We start from the raw sequence: 19,315 nt of genomic DNA on the forward strand, positions 1-19,315 counted from the left end.
CTTACGAAGCCGCTGTAGGAGTACCTCTGGAGGTGCGAACCTTGCGCAGCAAGGAAATCGACCGGAGGGCGATCAGGCATAGCCGATTTTTCCGCTTCCTTCTGAGCAATTCGCACCTCAAGAGGCGACCAACGGCCCGCTGATCTACAGCCACCGGGAACCCCAACGCCTATAGTACGTCGAACAGCCAAACCCCCACGGAGCGACACCCTTGCCACCCGCCATTCAAACCCTGACCGACAAGCTCTACCAGATCCGCCATCTGTGGGCGGTGATCAGCTTTGCACTGGGCCTTTCCAGTTACTTCTTGGTGGAACGCCAGCCCTGGCTGGCGGCAGTGCTCACCGGCTTTCTGGTACTGAGCTGGCTGCTCCTGCTCACCGAAGGGCTCTGGCAACGGCGCCTGGCCGGCACCGCCATGGAGGGCATGTCCCAGGGCCTGTTGAAGTTGCTTCTACAGGCCGTCCACCAGGAAGCCTTCTTCTTCAGCCTGCCGTTCGTGCTGCTGCAATGGTCCGGCGGCGCCGAATACATCTTCTTCACCACCCTGGTGATCAGCGCGGCCCTGGTTAGCATCATCGACCCGCTGTACTTCTGGCTGGCCCGGCACCGGGCGCTGTACTTCGGCTTTCACGCCTGGGCGTTATTCGTGGCCTTGCTGGTGCTGCTGCCGCTGATCTTCCACTGGAGCACCGATGCCGCACTCACCTGGGCCGGCTGGCTTACCGCCCTGTTTGCGCTGCCCAGCTTCTGGCGTTTCGGCGGGCCGCGAAAATGGTTTCGCTGGCTGGGTTTATTGGCAGTGTCCTGCGTGATCGCCTTCGCCCCACGCTGGCTGGCACCGCTGGTGCCGCCATTGACTCTGTCCCTGGAAGAGCGGGCCATGGCGCTGTCATTCAACCGTGAACAGCGCCAGCCCTTGGTTACCGGCAAGGTATTCGATGAAGCCGAAGTAGCGGCAGGGCTCTACGCCTACACCGCCATCAAGGCACCGCTTGGGCTGGGGCAGGAAGTCTTCCACTACTGGTTCCGCAACGGCGAGCAAGTGGACCGGATTCCCCTGACAGTCTACGGCGGTCGCGAATCCGGTTTCCGCACCTGGTCCCACAAAAGCCATATCCCGCAACCCGCCGCCGGTCATTGGCGAGTGGAAGTGCGCACCAAAGACCGCCAGATCATCGGCGTCATGCGCTTCACCATCACGCCCTGAGTCCTGCGGTTCCCCTGCGGCCCCTTACCCCCAAGCCCTTCAACGCCTCAACCCCCCAGCCCTCGTTGGAGCCTTGCTCGCAAGGCGAAGGGGCTGACGTCACTGCCGTGCTTCCGAAACCCTCTGCGTCTTCGCAAGCCAGACTCCGTGGTTTATTCAGACCCTCTTAGGTCGCACCCCTCCAAACGGTTATCCCGAATATGCCGTGCTCAACAGAACCAGCCATATCTTTGTAGGATATGGCTTACAGAAAATGCTAAACGGTTGATATAGAGTGGTTTTCGGAACGGTGTGATATCGGGGGAAGTCAGGAAATAGGTCGCGTGTTCGCGTTTTGTCAGACGAGAAGGTGCTTTCTTACTGTAAGGAACCTGGCGGCCTTGCGAGTTTCTCCCGAAATTCATAAAAGAATTATGTCGAATCGTTCGGCTTAATACGCTGCTATGTTTCTCTAAAGGATCAGATACTGCGATGGAATTAACGTTGTTACAAGTTATTGATACAGCGGTTAAAATCGGCCTTGGAGCTTTGATTTCAGGGGGAGCTGCCTTTCTTACGCTGATAAAAAGCCAGCAACATGAAGATCGAAAGGAAGCGAAGGCGAATTTTTATAGGCTGCAGGAAGAGAAGAAAACAAAATACGTAGACCTGTTGGCCAAGTCACAAGAGCTGATTCAGCAGCATCTTTATAGTAGTTGTGCTCCGGACTCTGAGTCCTACCGCGACTATCTCCGTACATTTAATGAGGTCCAGATAATTTCCAGTGACCCCATACGAGTGGCAGCATTCAATATGGTTTCTGACGTTCAGGTATTCATTTTCCTGAACAAAAACAATCAGGAACTAGCGTTGGTTGACGGAATGGTTGCGTCTGCCAGGAAAAAAGTATCTGTTTTCCAAAAGGTAGCCCAGGAAGAGGTGACCAAACCCTACGAAAGAGCATAACAATGCCAGGCACGGCGACGCCTTTTTCGTTGCGGCTTCGCCTCCACTACAAAGCCGCGCATGCTGGCGGCGCTAAACGAGAAATAATGGACCACACTAAATTCCAAGCATTGGTAAAAGAGCTTTACTCCACGGTTTCAAGTTTGGAGGAAATGTTCCCTGGCCGCCACTTCACTCCTGATGGCCATATGGTTGGTAGCCTTGGCGAGTGCCTAGTGGCAGATGCTTACGGACTAGAGTTAATGACCGCATCCAATAAGGGATTTGATGCTCTTTCTGCTTGCGGCAAGCAAGTCGAGATCAAAGCAACTCAATCTAAATCTGCTGCATTTCGCAGCGAGCCGGAGCATGCAATAGTGATTCACATAGCTCCTGATGGTTCATTTACCGAGATATTTAATGGCCCGGGAAGGGTCATCTGGGAGCAATTTCAGGGCAAGCCGATCCCTTCAAATGGCCAGTACCAGATTTCCATAAACCGGCTAAAGAAACTAAACGGGGCAATTCCACACGATCAGAGGATTGAGAGGGTTGCTTAGCAAGGCAAAGCAACAGGGGCACTGTAAACGGCGCCCCTGTTTGCGAGGTTAGCTTTGAATTTATGGATGCAGGAAATATAGACCACAAAGAGTTCTTTGCATTGGCCTTTAAAGCAGGCTGTGTCCTTTTCTACAGCGCTCTTGTCGGAGTAATTGGCGGGATGCTTCCTATCGTAGTCTCATGCATGGTCTTCATTCCATTGATAAAAAGGGTGCCAAAGAGCAACTTGAAGAGAAGGGCGGTTTACTTGGGTATTGCAGTTTTTAGCTTTGTAGTTGCAAGCCTGATTGTGGGTACGCCGTATGAAATTAGGGTTGTGTAAAATTAACAAGGCCGTCCACGCGACAATGTAGTTCCCCCTCTTCAACGAGCACCTTCTCCCAACACCAAAACCCTAAAACCGCACCTTCCCCAACGGCACCAACAACACCGCCGCCCCAATCAACGCCGCTGCCGCCCCCAGCAACCCGGGCGCAAAACTTCCGCTACTTTCCAGCAACCGCGCCGTCACCACCGGCCCCAGTATCTGCCCGACGCCATAGCAGGCCGTCAGTGCGCCCAGGGCGGCGCTGGCGGCGTGGGGGGCCAGTTGGCGGCCGCAGTACATACTCAGGGCGACCACGGCGGTAAAGGTGCCGCCCACCAGCAGGCCGCTGATGACCAGCCCGGTGAGGCCGGGCAGCCAGGCGGGGGCGCTGACGCCCAGGGCCTGAACCACCAGCGCGGTCATCAGGGCGTTGCGTTCGCTGGTGTGGCTGGCGAGTTTGCCCCAGAGCAGGTTGGCGGGCACGGCGGCCAGGCCCACGGCCAGCCAGGTATAGAAGGCGGCGCTGTCCAGGCCGGGCAGTTGCGCTTTGGCGATCACCGGCAGGTAGGTGGTGCTGGTGATGTAGCCGAAGCCGGCCAGGGTGTAGCTGGCGATCAGAAAGCCCAGCGCCGAGCGGTTTACCGGCGCCCGTTCATGCTGGCTGTGTTTGGCGTGGGGCAGGGCGGGGATGCGGCGCAGCAGTGGCAGCAGGATCAGGGCCAGGGCGCCGCAGGCCAGCCACATGGTGGCGTAGCTGCCGTGCAGGGTTTCAATAAAGGCCACGGTGAGGGCGGCGATGCTGATGCCCAGGCCGATGCCGGCATAGTGAATATTGCCCAGCCGGGCCCGCAGATGATTGGGCATGGCGCCGAGCACCAGGGCGGAACCGTTGACCATGATGATGGCGCTGGCGACTCCGGCGAGGAAGCGGTTGATGGCCCAGGGGGTGAAGGTGGTGCTCAGGCCCATGAGCAGGCTGGTTACCACGCTCACCCACAGGGCCAGCCAGAACGCGGTGCGGGCCCGGTGGGCGGGCACCGCCATGGCGAGCATGGCGCCGGCCAGGTAGCCCCCGTAATTGATGGCCGCCAGGTAGCCGCCGCTGATGGCGGTGAGGGTGCTTTCCGCAATCATGTCGGGCAGGGCCGGGGTGAACAGGAAGCGGCCAATGCCCAGGGCAATCACCAGACTGAAAGCGCCGGCTATCGCGGTAAGCAGGTGATCTCTTTCGGTGGTCGTCACGCAGTGTCTCGCAGGCAATCAAATGGGAAGGCGCACTCGGGAAAACCAATACAGGGCGACGTGGCGGGTCTCTCCGGTAATCCAGCGCGCAGCCTAACAGGCCATGGCGTCTTCGGCTTCCTTCTTCGAATGATGTTCATCATTCATCACAGTGATAAATGCGGCTTTGGTCGCAAAGGCTCCCAAGCAGTGCGTAGTTTTTTCACCATGGCGGGGCAAAACCCGGGGGTTGAGACACGAAAGTGATGTTGCAGCAAAAGCGTGATGCATTTTGGTGAGGCGGGGCTGACTCACAACGGTGCCGACTGGGCAATAAGCGGGCGCCAAAGCCGGCCCGGCTTGTACCTGGTATCGGTAACGTCATGAAAAATCAGCCTTTTCAAAACTGGCACAGCATTTGCCTTATGACAGGGTAAGCACAACCACCGCGTTGTGCGCGAGATAACCATCTGTGTGGTCAACGGCGACCGCACTCCGATGCGAGCAAAGGCGCTCAAAGATTCCTGCCAATGGTGGCGGGACGCTTTGAGCGCTTTTTTTATGCCCGAAAAAAACGGGCAGAAGAGGGAAGGATGATGAAAGGTTTCAAGAAAATATTCTGTGGTGTGTTGGCTGCGATGACGCTGGGCCTGTCGGCAACGTCTGTAGCGGAGGATGCTGTGGGCTGGCCGGAAAAGGCCGACCTCAAGTTCGGCTTTATCAAGCTGACGGACATGGCGCCGCTGGCCATTGCCTATGAGAAAGGCTACTTCGAGGAAGAAGGCCTGTTCGTGACCCTGGAAGCCCAGGCCAACTGGAAGGTGCTGCTGGACCGGGTGATCGACGGTCAGCTGGATGGCGCTCATATGCTGGCGGGGCAGCCGCTGGGGGCGACCATCGGCTATGGCACCGAAGCCCACATTATTACCGCCTTCAGCATGGACCTGAACGGCAACGGCATCACCGTTTCCAATTCCGTCTGGGAAGAAATGAAAAAGCATATTCCCAGCAAGGATGGCAAACCGGTGCATCCCATCAAGGCCGACACCCTCAAGCCGGTGGTGGAGCAATACAAGGACGCCGGCAAGTCTTTCAAGATGGGCATGGTGTTTCCGGTGTCCACCCATAACTACGAGCTGCGTTACTGGCTCGCCGCCGGTGGCCTGAACCCGGGTTATTACGCGCCGCACAAGGGCGATACCAGCGGCCAGTTGCAGGCGGACGTGCTGCTGTCGGTGACACCGCCCCCGCAAATGCCTGCCACCCTGGAAGCCGGCACTATTCATGGCTACTGCGTGGGTGAGCCCTGGAACCAGCAGGCCGTGTTCAAGGGCATCGGTGTGCCGGTGATTACCGATTACGAAATCTGGAAAAACAATCCGGAAAAAGTGTTCGGGGTCAGCAAGGGTTGGGCGGAGGAATACCCCAACACCCATATCCGTGTGGTCAAGGCGATGATCCGTGCCGCCAAGTGGCTGGACGAGAACAACAACGCCAACCGCCCGGAAGCGGTGAAGATCCTGTCCCAGCCCAACTATGTGGGCGCCGACTATGACGTGATCGCCAACTCCATGACCGGCACCTTCGAGTACGAGAAAGGCGACAAGCGCGAGATCCCGGACTTCAACGTGTTCTTCCGCCACAACGCTACCTACCCCTACTACTCCGATGCCATCTGGTACCTGACGCAAATGCGTCGCTGGGGGCAGATCAGCGAGAGCAAGCCGGATAGCTGGTACATGGACATCGCCAAGAAAGTCTATCGCCCGGACATCTACACCCAGGCGGCCAAGTCGCTGATTGCCGAAGGCAAGATCAGCGCCGATGAATTCCCGGACTTCGCCAGCGAAGACGGTTTCAAGCCGCCGCAGAGCGAGTTCATCGATAACGTCACCTATGACGGTCGCAAGCCTAACGAGTACCTGAGCAAGTTCCCCATCGGCCTGAAAGACGGCGACACCCTGTAACAGGGGACGCGAGAGGAAGGAGACAATCATGGTGACCCTGACATTCCCGACCTGGATGGAACCCTACCGCGCACTGGCCACGGGCAAGGTGTCCCGTGACCAGTGGCAAGCGCTGATGCGCCAGTTGCTGTGGCCGATACTCGGGATAGGTTTGTTCCTGCTCATGTGGCAGTTCGCGGCTCAGCGTATTGATACCTCGCTGGGTCAGTTTCCCGGCCCGGCCCAGGTCTGGGAGCAGGCGGGCAATCTGGTCAGCGAACACCAGCAGTCCCGCGAGCGGGAGGTGGCGTTCCATGAGCGGCAGGAGAAATACATTGCCGCCCGGCTGCAACAGCAGCCGGACTGGGAGCCGGTCACCCGGGATTACACCGGTGCACCGACCTTCTTTGATCAGATCGGTACCAGCCTGATCACGGTCATGAGTGGCTTTCTGCTGGCATCGATGATTGCCATTCCGCTGGGCATCGTCATCGGTCTGAGCAGCACCGTGCATGCAGCGGTGAACCCACTGGTGCAGCTGTTCAAGCCGGTGTCGCCGCTGGCCTGGTTGCCGCTGGTCACCATGGTGGTGAGCGCGGTGTATGTGAGCGACGACCCGATGGTGTCCAAATCCTTTCTCACTTCCATGTTCACGGTAACCCTGTGCTGCCTGTGGCCCACGTTGATGAATACGGCGGTGGGGGTCACCTCGGTCAGCCAGGATCTCACCAATGTCTCCCGGGTGCTGCGGCTTAATGCCCTCAGCCATGTGCGCAAGATCGTACTGCCGTCGGCGCTGCCGATGATGTTCACCGGCCTGCGCCTGAGCCTGGGGATCGCCTGGATGGTGTTGATCGCCGCAGAAATGCTGGCGCAGAACCCGGGCCTGGGGAAATTCGTCTGGGATGAATTCCAGAACGGCAGTTCCCAGTCCCTGGGCCGGATCATGGTGGCGGTGATCGTCATCGGTTTGATCGGCTTCCTGCTGGACCGCCTGATGCTGATGCTGCAGCGCGCGCTGGTGTGGGACAAAGCTTCAGCACAACGCTAGCAGCTGAAAGGAGAATCACGATGAAAGCCTTACTGGAACTGTCCAACGTGGGCATGCAATTCGATACCCCGAAGGGCAGCTTTGAAGCCCTGAAGGATGTGAATCTGAAAATTGCCGATGGTGAGTTTGTGTCCCTGATCGGCCATTCAGGCTGCGGGAAATCCACGGTGCTCAATATCGTCGCCGGCCTGCTGCAGGCCACCGACGGCGGGGTGATTCTGGACAAGCAGGAAGTCACCGAACCGGGCCCGGAACGGGCCGTGGTATTCCAGAACCATTCGCTGCTGCCCTGGCTCACGTCGTTTGAAAACGTGGAGCTTGCGGTCAAGCAGGTCTTCAAGAAGACCAAGAGCCGGGCGGAAATTCGCGACTGGGTCGAACACAACCTGGAGCTGGTGCACATGGCCCATGCCATGCACAAGAAGCCAGATGAAATCTCCGGTGGCATGAAGCAGCGCGTGGGTATTGCACGGGCCCTGGCCATGCAACCCCAGGTGTTGCTGATGGATGAACCCTTCGGGGCGCTGGATGCCCTGACCCGGGCCCACCTGCAGGATTCGCTGATGGAGATCCATGCCCAGCTGGGCACCACGGTGATCATGATTACCCACGATGTGGACGAGGCGGTGTTGCTGTCAGACCGCATTGTGATGATGACCAATGGGCCGTCCGCCACCATCGGCGAGATTCTGGATGTGAAGGTGCCGCGTCCACGGGACCGCCTGGCCTTGGCCGACGATCCCACCTTCGTCCGTTGTCGTCAGCAGGTGCTGCAATTCCTGTACGAGAAACAGCGCAAGGTGGAGCCTCTGCCCAAGCGTACTGACGCTGAGTCTGGCGCCGTGCGAAAACGGGCCTGATAACCGTTTATGACTGATTTGATTCGCCTGCTTTTTTCGCACACGGAAAAGCGGGCAGGGGGAAGGTGTGCCTGATTTCAGCACATCACTGTTTTTTATTTTGGGACGTTACATCGAGGAAATGACCATGAAATATTCTGCCATTGCTGCCGGCGTTATCCTGTCCACGCTTGGCTTTTCGGGGACGGCTCACGCCGAAGACGATGCGTTTATCACTGCGTTGAAAGAAGGCAAGCCGCTGCTGAACCTGCGCTTGCGCCATGAAGAAGTGGATAGCGACGGTGCCGCGGAAGATGCCCAGGCACTGACCCTGCGCACCCGGCTGGGTTACCAGAGTGGCACGCTGCACGGTTTTGATGTGATGGGGGAGTTTGAAGACACCCGCATTGTCGGCCAGGTGGACAACTATGCGCCGGAGCAGGCCGGTTACCCGGTGATTGCCGATCCTGAAGTCACCGAGCTGAACCGCGCCGCAGTGCGTTATACCGGTAGCGATGCCCTCGACGGCCTGGTGGCCACCTATGGTCGCCAGCGCATTATCTACGACAACGCCCGTTTCGTCGGCAACGTGGGCTGGCGCCAGGACGAGCAGACCTTTGATGGCGCCAAGGTGGATTACGGGACCGGTGATTTTTCTCTTTCCGCCGCCTATCTCACCCAGGTAAACGGCTTCACGCCAAAGTTCGATGCCAACGTGTCCAATACCCTGTTTAACGCCAGCTGGGCGGGAATGCCGGGGGGATCACTCACCGCTTATGGCTACCTGCTGGAAACCGATAACGTGCCCGACTCCGATAACGACACCTACGGCCTGCGGTATGCCGGTGCCTTCGATCTGGATGCCGTAAAGCTGCTTGTCACCCTGGAAGGCGCCCAGCAAGAGGTGGAAGCCGGCGATACCGAGTACTACTTCGCCGAAGTGGGCGCAGAAATGGCCGGGGTCACCGTCAAGGTAGCGCAGGAAGTGCTGGGCTCTGATGACGGCCAGATTGCTTTCCAGACCCCGCTGGCCACCAAACATGCCTTCAACGGTTGGGCGGACCAGTTCCTGGTGACCCCGGCGGACGGCCTGAAAGACAGCTTTGTCAGTGTCGGTACCAAGCTGGCGGGGTTCAAGCTGGCAGCGGTGTATCACGATTTCCAGGCCGACGAAGGCAGCAGTGACTACGGCACGGAAACCAACCTGCTGGTGGCACGGCCCATCGGCAAGCACTACGTGGTGGGCCTGAAATACGCCGACTACAGCGCCGATGATTTCGGTGCCGATACACAGAAACTGTGGGCCTGGGCCGAACTGAAGCTCTGACCAATACAGCGCCGTTTTAGCGCCGCAGAGTGCACTGTCATGGTGCGCTTTGCGAGGTCTGTTGTGGTGAATAAGGAATCGCAAAGAAAAACAGTGAGTTAATAACCCCATGACTGGCACAACCGTTGCAAACCAATCAAGTAACACTCAATCCCTGGATGCTACCGACACTATGGCCCTGAAAATCATGCTGGTGGATGACCAGCCACCGCGCGCTGCGATTCTGGAGCGTGCCCTGATCGACGAAGGGCACGAGATCCTCTGTCGTCTGACCAGTGCTGCCGGGCTGGCGGAGAAGGTGCATTCCAGTAATCCGGATGTGGTGATCGTGGATATGGACGCGCCGGACCGGGACACCCTGGAGAGCATGGCACTGGTGCAGCGGGATATGCCGCGGCCCATGGTCATGTTCTGCAACCAGGACGACGAGGATCTGATCGTGGCGGCCCTGCGTGCTGGCGTCAGTGCCTATGTGGCCGGGGAAACCGACCTGGCCCGGGTACGCGGCGTGATGCGCGTGGCCACCGCCCGTTTCCGGGAATACCAGGCGCTGCGAGAAGAGCTGGAACAGACGCGAGAGGCATTGGCTGAACGCAAGATCATCGAACGGGCCAAGGGGTTGCTGATGCAACGCCGCCGCCTCAATGAGCAGGATGCCTACAGCACCCTGCGGCGTCAGGCCATGAATACCGGCCAGCCACTAATCCAGGTGGCCAGGTCAGTGCTGGATTATGCCGAGATGCTGAAAGCGCAGGGCTGAAAAAACCCAGGCGCCTGACGCCAGAACAGGAGCGAGCATGAGAAGAGTGAGCCCATTGAGAAAATCACGCAGCCTGATCGAGGCACCCAGCAAAAAAGTGTGGCGTGCCACACCGGCTGACGGTGTGCAGGTGGTCAAGCGTCAGGTATCCAGCGTTCGCCGTCAGCTTGCGGAGCAAGCCCCATGAAAATTCGTATCGGCTATATGCCGCTGACCGACAGCCTGCCGCTGGTGGTGGCTCAGGAAGCGGGCTACTTCGCCGCCGAAGGGCTGGATGTGGAGCTGCAACCGGAGTGGAGCTGGGCCAGCCTGCGTGATCGTTTGCTGGTGGGGCAGCTGGATGCGGCGCCCATGCTGGCGCCCATGATGATGGCCACCTCGCTGGGGCTGGGATGCATCAAGAAACCCCTGGCCACGGCGTTCTCAATGGGGCTGAACGGCAACGGTATTACCGTGTCGCCCATGTTGTTCCAGGGGTTGTGTGCCTTGTCTGAAGGGCCCACGCCCAACGATATGGCCAGTGCCATGAACAAGCTGGTAGCGGCTCGTGCCAGCAGTGGCGAGGCGCCGTTGGTACTGGCGGTGGTGTTTCCGTTTTCCTGCCATGCCTACCAATTGCGTCACTGGCTGAGCGTCGCCGGGCTGGACCCGGATCACGACGTGAAGCTGGTGGTATTGCCGCCGTCGCAGATGGTGGATCACCTGCGCATGGGGCATATCGATGGTTTCTGTGTGGGTGAACCCTGGAACAGTCTGGCGGCGCTCACTGGTGCCGGACACTGCATTCTTTCCGGTTATCAAATCTGGGAAAACGCCCCGGAAAAAGTGCTGGCGGTGTCCCGTGACTGGGTGGCCCGTAATCCCGGGCCTCACCGCGCCATGCTGCGGGCGCTCTATAAGGCAGCTCGCCACGCGGACGAGCATCTGCTCGACAGCCTGTCGCTACTGGCGCACCCGGCCTGGCTGGATGTACCCGCGGAAATCATTCGCGCACCGTTCAGCCAGCGCCTGCCTGGCGGCTTGACCGGGCAACCGTTTCCGGCTCATCACTTCCATGTGTTTGCCGGTTTTCACGCCAACTTCCCCTGGCGTTCCGATGCCCGTTTTCTGTTGGAGGAAATGCAGCGCTGGCGTCAGTGCAGCCTGGAAGAAACCCAGACCTTCGCTGCCCAATGCTACCGAACAGATCTGTTCCGCGACGCCCTGGCAGATCTCACCAGCCTGCCATTAATGGACAGCAAACCGGACGAGCGACACGCGGGCCACTGGCAATTACCCGGTGAACCCAAGCCGGTGGAGCTGGGTCCGGACCGGCTGTTGAAGGTGATTGAAGCGGACGCGACCTCAAACGAATAAAACAGCCCGTTGGAGCTTTGCTTGCAAAGCGAAGGTGCTCGGTCTGGCACGATGCCAGCGTTTTGCTCTTCGCCTTGCGAGCAAGGCTCCAACGGGGCTTTATTTGGTTTCGGCAGAGGGCGTTTAAACCGCTTCGCGCAGTTGCTTGGCCGCATCCACCATGTTGGCCAGCGCACCGCGGGTCTCTTCCCATTTGCGGGTTTTCAGGCCGCAGTCCGGGTTGACCCACAGCCGTTCCCTGGGCAGTCGCTCGGCGGCTTTTTCCATCAGTTGCACCATCCAGCTTACGTCCGGTTCATTGGGGGAGTGGATGTCGTACACGCCTGGGCCAATGTCGTTGGGATACTGGAAATCCCGGAAGGCATCCAGCAGTTCCATGTTGGAGCGGGACGTTTCGATGGTGATCACGTCCGCATCCAGAGCGGCGATGGCCTCAATGATGTCGTTGAATTCCGAGTAGCACATGTGGGTGTGGATCTGGGTATCGTCGGCCACGCCCACTGTGGCCAGGCGGAAACAGTCCACGGCCCAGTCCAGGTACTGGCCCCAGTCAGCCTTGCGCAGTGGCAGGCCCTCGCGCAGGGCGGGTTCGTCGATCTGGATCACCTGGATGCCGGCGGCTTCCAGATCCTGGACTTCATCGCGCAGGGCCAGGGCGATCTGGCGACAGGTGTCTGCACGGGGTTGGTCATCGCGCACGAAAGACCACTGCAGGATAGTCACCGGCCCGGTGAGCATGCCTTTGACGGGCTTGTCGGTGAGTGACTGGGCGTATTCGGCCCACGCCACGGTCATGGCTTCGGGGCGTTGGACGTCACCAAAGATGATCGGCGGTTTTACGCAGCGGGAGCCATAGCTCTGCACCCAGCCGAAGCGGGTGAAGACAAAGCCGTCCAGCAGTTCACCGAAGTATTCCACCATGTCATTGCGCTCGGCTTCGCCGTGCACCAGCACATCCAGTTCCACCTCTTCCTGATAGCGGATGCAGCGGGCAATTTCCTGCTTCATCTGCTGGGTGTAGTTGGCATCGTCCAGGCGGCCGGTTTTCCAGTCGCGGCGAGCGGTACGAATCTCCCGGGTCTGCGGGAAGGAGCCGATGGTGGTGGTGGGGAAGGCCGGCAGTTGCAGCGCCTGCTGTTGCCTGGCAATACGCTCGGCAAAGGGGCTGTGGCGGTCGCGGGAGACCTCGCCGGCCGCGGCCAGTCGTTTGCCCACTACCGGGTTATGGATACGATTGGACAGGCCGCGGGCTTGCAGGGCGTCGCGTTGGGCCTGTAGACCTGCATTGACGCTGCTGTCGCCGTCCAGGGCGCCGCCCAGCAGCGCCAGCTCCTGCAGTTTCTGTTTGGCAAAGCTCAGCCAGCTTTTCAGTTCGCTATACAGCTTGTCTTCCTGATCCAGATCCACCGGGCTGTGCAGCAGGGAGCAGGACGGTGCCAGCCACAGGCGATCACCCAGTTCGTTGCGCAGGGCAATCAGGGCATCCAGGGCCGCATCCAGATCGGTGCGCCAGATATTGCGGCCATTGATATAGCCCAGCGACAACACCTTGTCGCCCAGCCGCGGCACCACCTGACCGAGATCATCGTTGCCGCGTACCCGGTCCAGATGCAGGCCATCCACGGGCAGTTCCAGGGCGGTGAAGAGATTGTTTTCCAGGCCGCCGAAGTAGGTGGCCAGCAGCAACTGGCAATCACTGGCGGCGGCGAGCTGGTCGTAGACACGCAGGTAGCTGCGCTGCCAGCTATCGGGCAGGTCCAGTACCAGAATCGGTTCATCAATCTGTACCCATTCCACGCCCTGATCGGCGAACCGCTGCAGGATCTGGCGGTACACGGGAATCAGGCTGTCCAGCAGAGTCAGCTTGTTGCTGTCGTCGGCGCCATCAAAGCTCTCGCCCTTGCTCAGGTATAGATAGGTGAGCGGGCCGGGGATCACTGGCTTGGGGGCGTGGCCCTGGGCTTTGGCGTCTTCGACCTGCTCGAACAGACTTTCCCGGGCAATGCGGAAAGTCTGGTCTGCCGCCAGTTCCGGCACGATGTAGTGGTAGTTGGTATCAAACCACTTGGTCATTTCGCAGGCTGCCGCCGGTGTGCCGCTGGGGGCCCGGCCACGGGCCATGCGGAACAGGGTGTCCAGGCTTACCGGTTGGTCGTTGTCTTGCTGGAAGCGGTTGGGTACCACCCCCAGCAGGCAGGAAAATTCAAGAATCTGGTCGTACCAGGCGAAATCGCCCACCGGCACCAGGTCCAGGCCGGCATCGGCCTGCAGCGCCCAGTGCCGCTCACGCAGGCTCTTGCCCACATGTTCCAGTTCGGTCTGTTGCAGATCGCCGGCCCAGTAGGCTTCCACGGCTTGCTTCAACTCACGGCGGGCACCAATGCGGGGGAAGCCGAGGTTGTGAAGGGTGGTCATGGTGTCGTCCTTTCATTCTGACAGGGTGGGCACTGGCCTGCCTGTATTCGAGGCCAGTGCGATTGATGGCTATTGTGGGGACAGGTGTAGTTGAGGCAAAATCAAATATCTAATTATGAATATGAGAATCTCTCATGCTGGAAGTGCGACATCTGACCACCTTGCTGGCCATCGAAGAGGCCGGGTCCCTGATGGAAGCGTCGGAGCGCCTTCATGTGACCCAGTCGGCCCTGTCTCATCAGCTCAAGGATCTGGAAGGGAGATTGGGCGCCGCCTTGCTGGTACGGCGCACGCGACCGGTGCGATTCACGACTGCCGGTTTGCGGGTATTGGCGCTGGCACGGGAGGTATTGCCCAGAGTGCAGCAAACCGAAAGGGAGCTGAAACGGCTTGCCGCTGGCCAGACCGGGCGCCTGCACATCGCCATTGAGTGCCACTCCTGTTTCCAGTGGCTGATGCCGGCCCTGGATGCGTTCCGCGAACACTGGCCGGAGGTGGAGATGGATCTCTCTGCGGCGTTCAGCTTTGCGCCGTTACCGGCGCTGGTGCGTGGTGACCTGGATATGGTGATCACCTCCGACCCGGTGGAAAACGAGGCGGTGAAATACCTGCCCCTGTTCCGCTACGAGCTGGTGCTGGCGGTGTCACGGCAGTCGCCGCTGGCGGCAAGCAAGTGGATTGAGCCGGAAGATATTACCGACCAGACACTGATTACCTACCCGGTAGAGCGGGAGCGGCTGGATGTGTTCACCGCCTTCCTCAACCCGGCCAACGCCGAACCCGCCGCCATCCGTACTGCGGAACTCACCCCGATGACCGCGCAACTGGTGGCGGCGGGCCGTGGCGTGGCGGCGCTACCGAACTGGGCGCTTACCGAATACACCGAGCACGACCTGCTGAAAACCGTGCGGCTGGGCGAGAAGGGCGTGTGGCGCACGCTGTATGCGGCCGTGCGGGTGGAGGACGATCACACCCCGTACATGCAGGAATTCTGGGAAACCGCCAAAGAATTATGTTTCAAGACTTTGAGCGGGGTGCGGGCGGTGAAAGGCAGTTGAAGGCAGTTAATAGTTAACAGTGAATAGTTAATAGCGAAAAAATAAAACCACAATTTAGGCCACAGCCTGCCGTCTGGGGTTTTATGTGGGAAGCGATGCTTGCATCGCGAATAACGGCGGTTTTACAGGCTCCGGCGCGATGACTTTCGATAAAGGCTTTCCAGTCTTTTACTTCTTCGTCGCTGTTCGGCTTCAGCTCGATAACGTCTATTTGTTCTCAATAAAATGTCAGGACTGCTGATTCTGTGTTTGATGCTTCTTACCTGCAAGCGGCAGGTTTTTCAGTTGTGCCATAGACAAGATCAACGTGGCCGCCAGCAGTAGTAGTGACATGGGCTGCAGAAACTCTGTATGCCCGGCCAGGAAAAATCCGCTATGAATCGCTACCGTCAGTAGCCCCAGACTAGCCAGGAACTGATGGCAAAGGCGTTGCCGTGGACTGTGGGTAGCGACTTGCAGGAAGGCCAGTAATACCAGGGCGATGATGGGCAGGTTCAATATTAGGTTGAGCTGGTTGCCGCCGGGCAGATGGAAAAGATTCCACTCATGCCAGTAGGCGGCATCGATCTGATGGGTGAGCAGGACGGTGCTGTTGAGCAGGAAAAGGCTCTGGGGCAGGTCGGGTTTCATGGCAGGTCTCCAGTGTCACTGCCATGAAACCCGTTATGGCGGGGTAACGCCATTACCTCTCAGGTAAGCGGTTATTCCCCGTCGCGAAACTGTACCTGCAAGCCTGCCAGGAAATTGCGCAGGATCTGGTCTTTGCATTCCCGGTAATGCTTGTGGCCGGGTTTGCGGAAGAAGGCGCTCAGTTCGTGTTTGCTCATGCGGAAGTTGGCCAGCTCCAGTACGGCCAGCACATCCTCGGCCTGCAGGTTCAATGCGATTTTCAGCTTCATGAAAATCATGTTGTTGGTCAGGCGGGATTCGGGCTCCGGTTGCGGGCCCGGCTTTTTGCCGCGCAGGGCATTGATCAGGCCATTGAGGAAAATCGCCAGGGTGCGGTCGTTGCACTTCTGGAAGGCCGGATCGTCATCCTTTTTCAGCCAGTCGCTGATCTGTTCCCGGGTCACGGTTTCGCCGGCTTCGGCGAAGACACCGATCATGCGGTTATCGTCGAAGTCGAAGATATAGCGAGCGCGGCGCAGAACGTCATTATTGAGCATGAAAAACCTGTATCAGCGGGAGGGACGTGGCCGCCATGTTACAGGGAACCGGTAACCGGGACACGCCCCTATTGTATGGCTTCAGAGGGTCGGGCCTACGGGCTGAAAACTTTCAGCCCGATAATGCCGGCCAGAATCAGCCCCAGGCACAACAGGCGAGGAGCGTTGACGGCATCCTGGAACAGCACAATCCCCAGCAGCACGGTGCCGATAGTGCCCATGCCGGTCCACACTGCGTAGGTGGTGCCCACGGGCAGGGTCTGCATGGCTTTGGCCAATAGCCAGAAGCTGGCGGCCATGCCGATGACGGTTAACAGGGAAGGAAGCGGGCGGGTGAAGCCGTGGCTGGCTTTCAGCCCCAGTGCCCATCCGGATTCGAGTATGCCGGCGAGAATGACCAGTGCCCATGCCATGAGAAACTCCTGCATGGGGTCGTCCCCGAGTGGGTGCCAGGATCGAGGTCGTCCTCGGGCGCGCCGGATATTGTAGCAAGCCGGTCGGGGCGGGCAAGCAGGTTTCTGCTTGCGGTCAGGTAGTAGACACCTTGGCGATCCATTTTTTGGTGGGCGTCTGGAACAGGCGCTGGCTGTCGCTCTGGCATTTCTTCAGCAGACGCTTTTCCCGCCCGTGGATGGCGTCCAGGGTATGAGCCAGATCCTTCTGCCTCTAGATGGTGTGGCTTTGTGCCAGCACATATTCGCGAAGCATGTGGAGGTCGTGGAGTTTGCCGAGAGTCTTGCCCAGGCGCGTGAGGGCCTGATCGTGGCAGGGTGTGTGGATGTGCTGATCCGCCAGGCTCTGCTGCTGATAGAGCAGATATTTCACCCATTTGCGCAGGTCATGCCAGGGTTCTGGCTCGGTCCCGCCCTGGGCCTTGATGGTGCGATTGCGGCACTGCTTGTAGGTACGCGCCAGACCGCTGACCAGCAGTTCATGGTCACTGATGTCCAGGGCCAGCGACTGCCAGTGCTGCTGATCCCGGGTGAAGGCGATGATAGCCTCCTGATGATGGCTGGTTTCCGGCTGTGGTTGCGGGTCGCTGAACAACGTGTTCGCTACCCGACTCAGGGAGTGACGGCTGGGCTTGTCGGCCTTGCTGGCCAGTGTTTGCAGGGTGGCGGCCATCACATGGGTGTCACGGGCACCGGCCAGAGCCTGGGCAGCGTTACGGATGGTGTGGTCGCAGGCGCGGTGATCGTCTCGGCTCAGCCAGGGTCGCAGCAGCTGCCACTGGGCACGCAACCGTTTCACCGCCACCCGGCAGTCATGCACGGCGTTGGCTGTCAGGGGCTGACGCTGCAGATCCGTGAGTGCTTGCTCATTAATGCGGATGGCCTGTTGGCAGAGCCGTTCAATCAGCGAGTGGTCGTCCATGATGCCCTCCGTCCTCAGCCTGAGTGTCACGGCTGATTATGACCCCGTAGTGATGGCCTGCGGCAATCTGTGAATTCACTCGGTGTCGCGCTGACGGTTTTCTTCCACCCAGTAGAGTTGTTTGTGACCCAGGGATTCGTAATCCGCCCGGGCCTGTTCCGCCGCCTTGGGGGTCGGGTAGTCAGCCACTCTGGCCCGGATGCCGTTATCGTCCTGGCGCCAGAGGGTAAAGCGCTGCTCAGTCATCGGCCCACTGGTTGAAGGGCGTACTGCTCAAGGCGCTGTTGTAATAGCGGGCATCGCCGGTGACCTCTTCGCCCAGCCAGTCGGGTTTGTCGAAGGGTGAGTCTTCGCTGGGCAGCTCGATCTCAGCGACAATCAGGCCATCGTTGTCACCATGGAAGACGTCGATCTCCCAGCACAGCTCGCCCTGGGGTAGGCGGTAACGGGTCTTGTCGATGACGCCGGCGCCACACAGTTCATCCAGCATTTGCCGGGCGTCTTCCTGAGGCACCGGGTATTCGAATTCACTGCGGGTGGCGCCCACGGTTTTGCCCTTGATGGTCAGCCAGCCGCTGTTGCCGGCAATGCGAACCCGTACGGTGGCGTTCTTGTCGTGACTCAGGTAACCCTGCGTCAGACGTTCGCCGGCCAGCGAATCCACAATGCCTGGGTCCCTGATGAGAAACTTGCGCTCAATTTCCTGTGCCATGGCTGCCGTCCAGTCCCAGTTGATCGAAGGTGATGGCAAAGCCCAGCGTATCGTAGCCGTCGAGAATCTCGGCGGGCAGATAGAAGGCGGGGTCGTCCATCACGAAGTAGTGTGACACGCCGATGCCGAAACGGTAGTCCGCTTCCAGAGCTTGCAGTTGCGGGGCCAGGCGTTTCAGTTTGTAGAGCAGTTTCTCGAAATGGTCCCGGTGGCTGGCCGTATGGTCCAGCTGGCTGGACAGGATCCAGCGGTTTTCCCGGCGACGGGCATCGGGGAAGGCCTCGCTGAAACTTTCCCCCTCATGCCAGTAGTCGTCGGCACTTTGCCCGAGCAGCAGATCCAGTTGACGGGGGTCGTGGTCAAAACCGAAAACCGCAAAATAGACGTGGTGTTCCATGGATCACTGTTCCGGTTGCAGGTCGCGGTTGCGTTGCAATTCGTCCACCGGAAAGCCCTTGCTCTCGGCCAGCTGCAGCAAAGCTTGATATTGATCATCTGGCAGTTGCGGGGTGCGTGCCAGAATCCACAGGTATTCCCGGCTCGGCTCGCCAATCACCACGGTCTGGTAGTTTTTATCCAGGGCGATGATCCAGTAATTGCCCTCGGTGATGGTGGGCAACAGCTTGGAGATCCAGCTGTCGAAACGCACCTTGAGTTTGGCATTGTCGGAGCCGGGGACTACCCGGGCGGTGCCTTGCGCTTCGCTGGGTTCCTTGTCGTCTCGCTGGCAACGGTTGACCACCCGTACTGTGCCGTCCTCATTGAGGGAGTAGGTGGCGGTGGAATTGTAGCAACCGCGCTGGAACCACTGGGGCAGGCGGGCGATTTCATACCAGGTGCCGCTGTAGCGTACCAGGTCTACCTGGTCGACGGTGGCCAGTGGCTTGTCTGCGCCGCAGGCGCTGAGCAGGCCGGCAAGCAGCAGAGTGAAAAATCCCGGTATCAGGCGCATGGAGACTTCCTCTTCTTGGGTAGAGTGACAGGCTAGCCTGAATCAAGCCTGATATGAATGGGCATGCTATACTGCCGCGCTGTAAGAACCTGTTCAGGGGCTATACGCGGCCGCGCCGGAGTCAATTTTTTCGCCA

The 19,315-nt window shown here is 59.2% G+C and carries 22 protein-coding genes; 12 read left to right on the forward strand and 10 right to left on the reverse strand.

The genetic code is table 11. The annotated features are described in order from the left end of the window. The first annotated feature begins 211 nt into the window (after window positions 1-211). The 4 genes from T9A_RS07915 (at window position 212) to T9A_RS07930 (ending at window position 3,017) form a co-directional block, all read left to right on the forward strand. A complete protein-coding gene (locus T9A_RS07915) occupies window positions 212-1,210 on the forward strand; it encodes a DUF5924 family protein (RefSeq protein ID WP_035246734.1) in 999 nt (332 codons plus the stop codon). A gap of 471 nt (window positions 1,211-1,681) precedes the next feature. After that, window positions 1,682-2,155, forward strand: a complete 474-nt coding sequence (locus tag T9A_RS07920; RefSeq protein ID WP_035246736.1) for a hypothetical protein — start codon at window positions 1,682-1,684, stop codon at window positions 2,153-2,155. A gap of 2 nt (window positions 2,156-2,157) precedes the next feature. Beyond that, complete coding sequence (locus T9A_RS07925; protein WP_198030635.1) at window positions 2,158-2,694, forward strand: DUF6998 domain-containing protein; 537 nt, start codon at window positions 2,158-2,160, stop codon at window positions 2,692-2,694. A gap of 62 nt (window positions 2,695-2,756) precedes the next feature. After that, complete coding sequence (locus T9A_RS07930; protein WP_035246739.1) at window positions 2,757-3,017, forward strand: hypothetical protein; 261 nt, start codon at window positions 2,757-2,759, stop codon at window positions 3,015-3,017. 72 nt (window positions 3,018-3,089) lie between these two features. Here the strand turns inward: T9A_RS07930 and T9A_RS07935 are convergent, their stop codons facing one another. Further along, on the reverse strand, window positions 3,090-4,244 hold the full coding sequence (locus tag T9A_RS07935) for a YbfB/YjiJ family MFS transporter (protein WP_035246742.1): 1,155 nt from the start codon (window positions 4,242-4,244) through the stop codon (window positions 3,090-3,092). A gap of 617 nt (window positions 4,245-4,861) precedes the next feature. Between T9A_RS07935 and T9A_RS07940 the strand changes: the two genes are divergently transcribed. The 7 genes from T9A_RS07940 (at window position 4,862) to T9A_RS07965 (ending at window position 11,502) form a co-directional block, all read left to right on the forward strand. Then, window positions 4,862-6,190, forward strand: coding sequence for a CmpA/NrtA family ABC transporter substrate-binding protein (locus T9A_RS07940; RefSeq protein WP_408605295.1), 1,329 nt, complete (start codon window positions 4,862-4,864; stop codon window positions 6,188-6,190). A gap of 28 nt (window positions 6,191-6,218) precedes the next feature. Continuing rightward, on the forward strand, window positions 6,219-7,220 hold the full coding sequence (locus T9A_RS07945; protein WP_035246747.1) for an ABC transporter permease: 1,002 nt from the start codon (window positions 6,219-6,221) through the stop codon (window positions 7,218-7,220). 20 nt (window positions 7,221-7,240) lie between these two features. After that, window positions 7,241-8,080, forward strand: a complete 840-nt coding sequence (locus T9A_RS07950; RefSeq protein WP_035246749.1) for an ABC transporter ATP-binding protein — start codon at window positions 7,241-7,243, stop codon at window positions 8,078-8,080. Window positions 8,081-8,207: 127 nt separating this feature from the next. Beyond that, on the forward strand, window positions 8,208-9,386 hold the full coding sequence (locus T9A_RS07955; protein ID WP_035246900.1) for an alginate export family protein: 1,179 nt from the start codon (window positions 8,208-8,210) through the stop codon (window positions 9,384-9,386). 172 nt (window positions 9,387-9,558) lie between these two features. Beyond that, a complete protein-coding gene (locus T9A_RS07960; RefSeq protein WP_035246751.1) occupies window positions 9,559-10,146 on the forward strand; it encodes an ANTAR domain-containing response regulator in 588 nt (195 codons plus the stop codon). Between the two features lie 37 nt (window positions 10,147-10,183). Further along, the gene (locus T9A_RS17060) at window positions 10,184-10,333 is read left to right on the forward strand and encodes a hypothetical protein (RefSeq protein WP_156964863.1); all 150 of its coding nucleotides are present in this window, start codon (window positions 10,184-10,186) and stop codon (window positions 10,331-10,333) included. Then, window positions 10,330-11,502, forward strand: a complete 1,173-nt coding sequence (locus T9A_RS07965; protein ID WP_035246754.1) for a CmpA/NrtA family ABC transporter substrate-binding protein — start codon at window positions 10,330-10,332, stop codon at window positions 11,500-11,502. Before T9A_RS17060 ends, T9A_RS07965 begins: the two co-directional genes overlap by 4 nt. 123 nt (window positions 11,503-11,625) lie before the next feature. Here the strand turns inward: T9A_RS07965 and metE are convergent, their stop codons facing one another. Further along, complete coding sequence (gene metE, locus T9A_RS07970) at window positions 11,626-13,917, reverse strand: 5-methyltetrahydropteroyltriglutamate--homocysteine S-methyltransferase (protein ID WP_035246757.1); 2,292 nt, start codon at window positions 13,915-13,917, stop codon at window positions 11,626-11,628. 134 nt (window positions 13,918-14,051) lie between these two features. Here metE and T9A_RS07975 point away from each other — a divergent pair, with 134 nt between their 5' ends. Next, window positions 14,052-14,975, forward strand: coding sequence for a LysR family transcriptional regulator (locus tag T9A_RS07975; RefSeq protein ID WP_035246760.1), 924 nt, complete (start codon window positions 14,052-14,054; stop codon window positions 14,973-14,975). Window positions 14,976-15,203: 228 nt separating this feature from the next. Here T9A_RS07975 and T9A_RS07980 read toward each other — a convergent pair whose 3' ends face one another. From T9A_RS07980 to T9A_RS08010, 8 genes are all read right to left on the reverse strand, one after another. Continuing rightward, window positions 15,204-15,605: a DUF6713 family protein gene (locus T9A_RS07980; protein ID WP_035246763.1), complete on the reverse strand. Its 402-nt coding sequence runs from the start codon at window positions 15,603-15,605 to the stop codon at window positions 15,204-15,206. Window positions 15,606-15,676: 71 nt separating this feature from the next. After that, window positions 15,677-16,141 carry a YehS family protein gene (locus T9A_RS07985; RefSeq protein ID WP_035246765.1) on the reverse strand — a complete coding sequence of 155 codons (465 nt, stop codon included), beginning with the start codon at window positions 16,139-16,141 and terminating at the stop codon, window positions 15,677-15,679. 95 nt (window positions 16,142-16,236) lie between these two features. Beyond that, window positions 16,237-16,554 (reverse strand): DMT family transporter, encoded by a 318-nt coding sequence (locus T9A_RS07990; protein ID WP_035246767.1) that lies wholly within the window; start codon window positions 16,552-16,554, stop codon window positions 16,237-16,239. Between the two features lie 253 nt (window positions 16,555-16,807). Further along, window positions 16,808-17,515 (reverse strand): CHAD domain-containing protein, encoded by a 708-nt coding sequence (locus T9A_RS07995; RefSeq protein WP_035246769.1) that lies wholly within the window; start codon window positions 17,513-17,515, stop codon window positions 16,808-16,810. Between the two features lie 75 nt (window positions 17,516-17,590). Continuing rightward, window positions 17,591-17,761: an SPOR domain-containing protein gene (locus T9A_RS17065; RefSeq protein ID WP_156964864.1), complete on the reverse strand. Its 171-nt coding sequence runs from the start codon at window positions 17,759-17,761 to the stop codon at window positions 17,591-17,593. Beyond that, window positions 17,754-18,227 carry a CYTH domain-containing protein gene (locus T9A_RS08000; RefSeq protein WP_035246771.1) on the reverse strand — a complete coding sequence of 158 codons (474 nt, stop codon included), beginning with the start codon at window positions 18,225-18,227 and terminating at the stop codon, window positions 17,754-17,756. Before T9A_RS08000 ends, T9A_RS17065 begins: the two co-directional genes overlap by 8 nt. Continuing rightward, window positions 18,211-18,624: a DUF4279 domain-containing protein gene (locus tag T9A_RS08005; RefSeq protein ID WP_035246772.1), complete on the reverse strand. Its 414-nt coding sequence runs from the start codon at window positions 18,622-18,624 to the stop codon at window positions 18,211-18,213. The genes T9A_RS08000 and T9A_RS08005 overlap by 17 nt, the downstream gene beginning before the upstream one ends. Before the next feature lie 3 nt (window positions 18,625-18,627). After that, the gene (locus tag T9A_RS08010) at window positions 18,628-19,179 is read right to left on the reverse strand and encodes a lipocalin family protein (protein WP_035246775.1); all 552 of its coding nucleotides are present in this window, start codon (window positions 19,177-19,179) and stop codon (window positions 18,628-18,630) included. Between the last annotated feature and the right edge of the window lie 136 nt (window positions 19,180-19,315).

The sequence above is a fragment of the Alcanivorax jadensis T9 genome, assembly GCF_000756655.1.
Lineage (GTDB): Bacteria > Pseudomonadota > Gammaproteobacteria > Pseudomonadales > Alcanivoracaceae > Alcanivorax > Alcanivorax jadensis.

What these genes read in the sequence shown, in the direction of transcription:
- T9A_RS07920 (WP_035246736.1), top strand. Translation starts at nt 1,682, where the DNA reads ATGGAATTAACGTTGTTACAAGTTATTGATACAGCGGTTAAAATCGGC.
- T9A_RS07925 (WP_198030635.1), top strand. Translation starts at nt 2,158, where the DNA reads ATGCCAGGCACGGCGACGCCTTTTTCGTTGCGGCTTCGCCTCCACTAC.
- T9A_RS07930 (WP_035246739.1), top strand. Translation starts at nt 2,757, where the DNA reads ATGGATGCAGGAAATATAGACCACAAAGAGTTCTTTGCATTGGCCTTT.
- T9A_RS07940 (WP_408605295.1), top strand. Translation starts at nt 4,862, where the DNA reads ATGACGCTGGGCCTGTCGGCAACGTCTGTAGCGGAGGATGCTGTGGGC.
- T9A_RS07945 (WP_035246747.1), top strand. Translation starts at nt 6,219, where the DNA reads ATGGTGACCCTGACATTCCCGACCTGGATGGAACCCTACCGCGCACTG.
- T9A_RS07950 (WP_035246749.1), top strand. Translation starts at nt 7,241, where the DNA reads ATGAAAGCCTTACTGGAACTGTCCAACGTGGGCATGCAATTCGATACC.
- T9A_RS07955 (WP_035246900.1), top strand. Translation starts at nt 8,208, where the DNA reads ATGAAATATTCTGCCATTGCTGCCGGCGTTATCCTGTCCACGCTTGGC.
- T9A_RS07960 (WP_035246751.1), top strand. Translation starts at nt 9,559, where the DNA reads ATGGCCCTGAAAATCATGCTGGTGGATGACCAGCCACCGCGCGCTGCG.
- T9A_RS17060 (WP_156964863.1), top strand. Translation starts at nt 10,184, where the DNA reads ATGAGAAGAGTGAGCCCATTGAGAAAATCACGCAGCCTGATCGAGGCA.
- T9A_RS07965 (WP_035246754.1), top strand. Translation starts at nt 10,330, where the DNA reads ATGAAAATTCGTATCGGCTATATGCCGCTGACCGACAGCCTGCCGCTG.
- metE (WP_035246757.1), bottom strand. Translation starts at nt 13,917, where the DNA reads ATGACCACCCTTCACAACCTCGGCTTCCCCCGCATTGGTGCCCGCCGT.
- T9A_RS07975 (WP_035246760.1), top strand. Translation starts at nt 14,052, where the DNA reads ATGCTGGAAGTGCGACATCTGACCACCTTGCTGGCCATCGAAGAGGCC.
- T9A_RS07980 (WP_035246763.1), bottom strand. Translation starts at nt 15,605, where the DNA reads ATGAAACCCGACCTGCCCCAGAGCCTTTTCCTGCTCAACAGCACCGTC.
- T9A_RS07985 (WP_035246765.1), bottom strand. Translation starts at nt 16,141, where the DNA reads ATGCTCAATAATGACGTTCTGCGCCGCGCTCGCTATATCTTCGACTTC.
- T9A_RS07990 (WP_035246767.1), bottom strand. Translation starts at nt 16,554, where the DNA reads ATGGCATGGGCACTGGTCATTCTCGCCGGCATACTCGAATCCGGATGG.
- T9A_RS07995 (WP_035246769.1), bottom strand. Translation starts at nt 17,515, where the DNA reads ATGGACGACCACTCGCTGATTGAACGGCTCTGCCAACAGGCCATCCGC.
- T9A_RS17065 (WP_156964864.1), bottom strand. Translation starts at nt 17,761, where the DNA reads ATGACTGAGCAGCGCTTTACCCTCTGGCGCCAGGACGATAACGGCATC.
- T9A_RS08000 (WP_035246771.1), bottom strand. Translation starts at nt 18,227, where the DNA reads ATGGCACAGGAAATTGAGCGCAAGTTTCTCATCAGGGACCCAGGCATT.
- T9A_RS08005 (WP_035246772.1), bottom strand. Translation starts at nt 18,624, where the DNA reads ATGGAACACCACGTCTATTTTGCGGTTTTCGGTTTTGACCACGACCCC.
- T9A_RS08010 (WP_035246775.1), bottom strand. Translation starts at nt 19,179, where the DNA reads ATGCGCCTGATACCGGGATTTTTCACTCTGCTGCTTGCCGGCCTGCTC.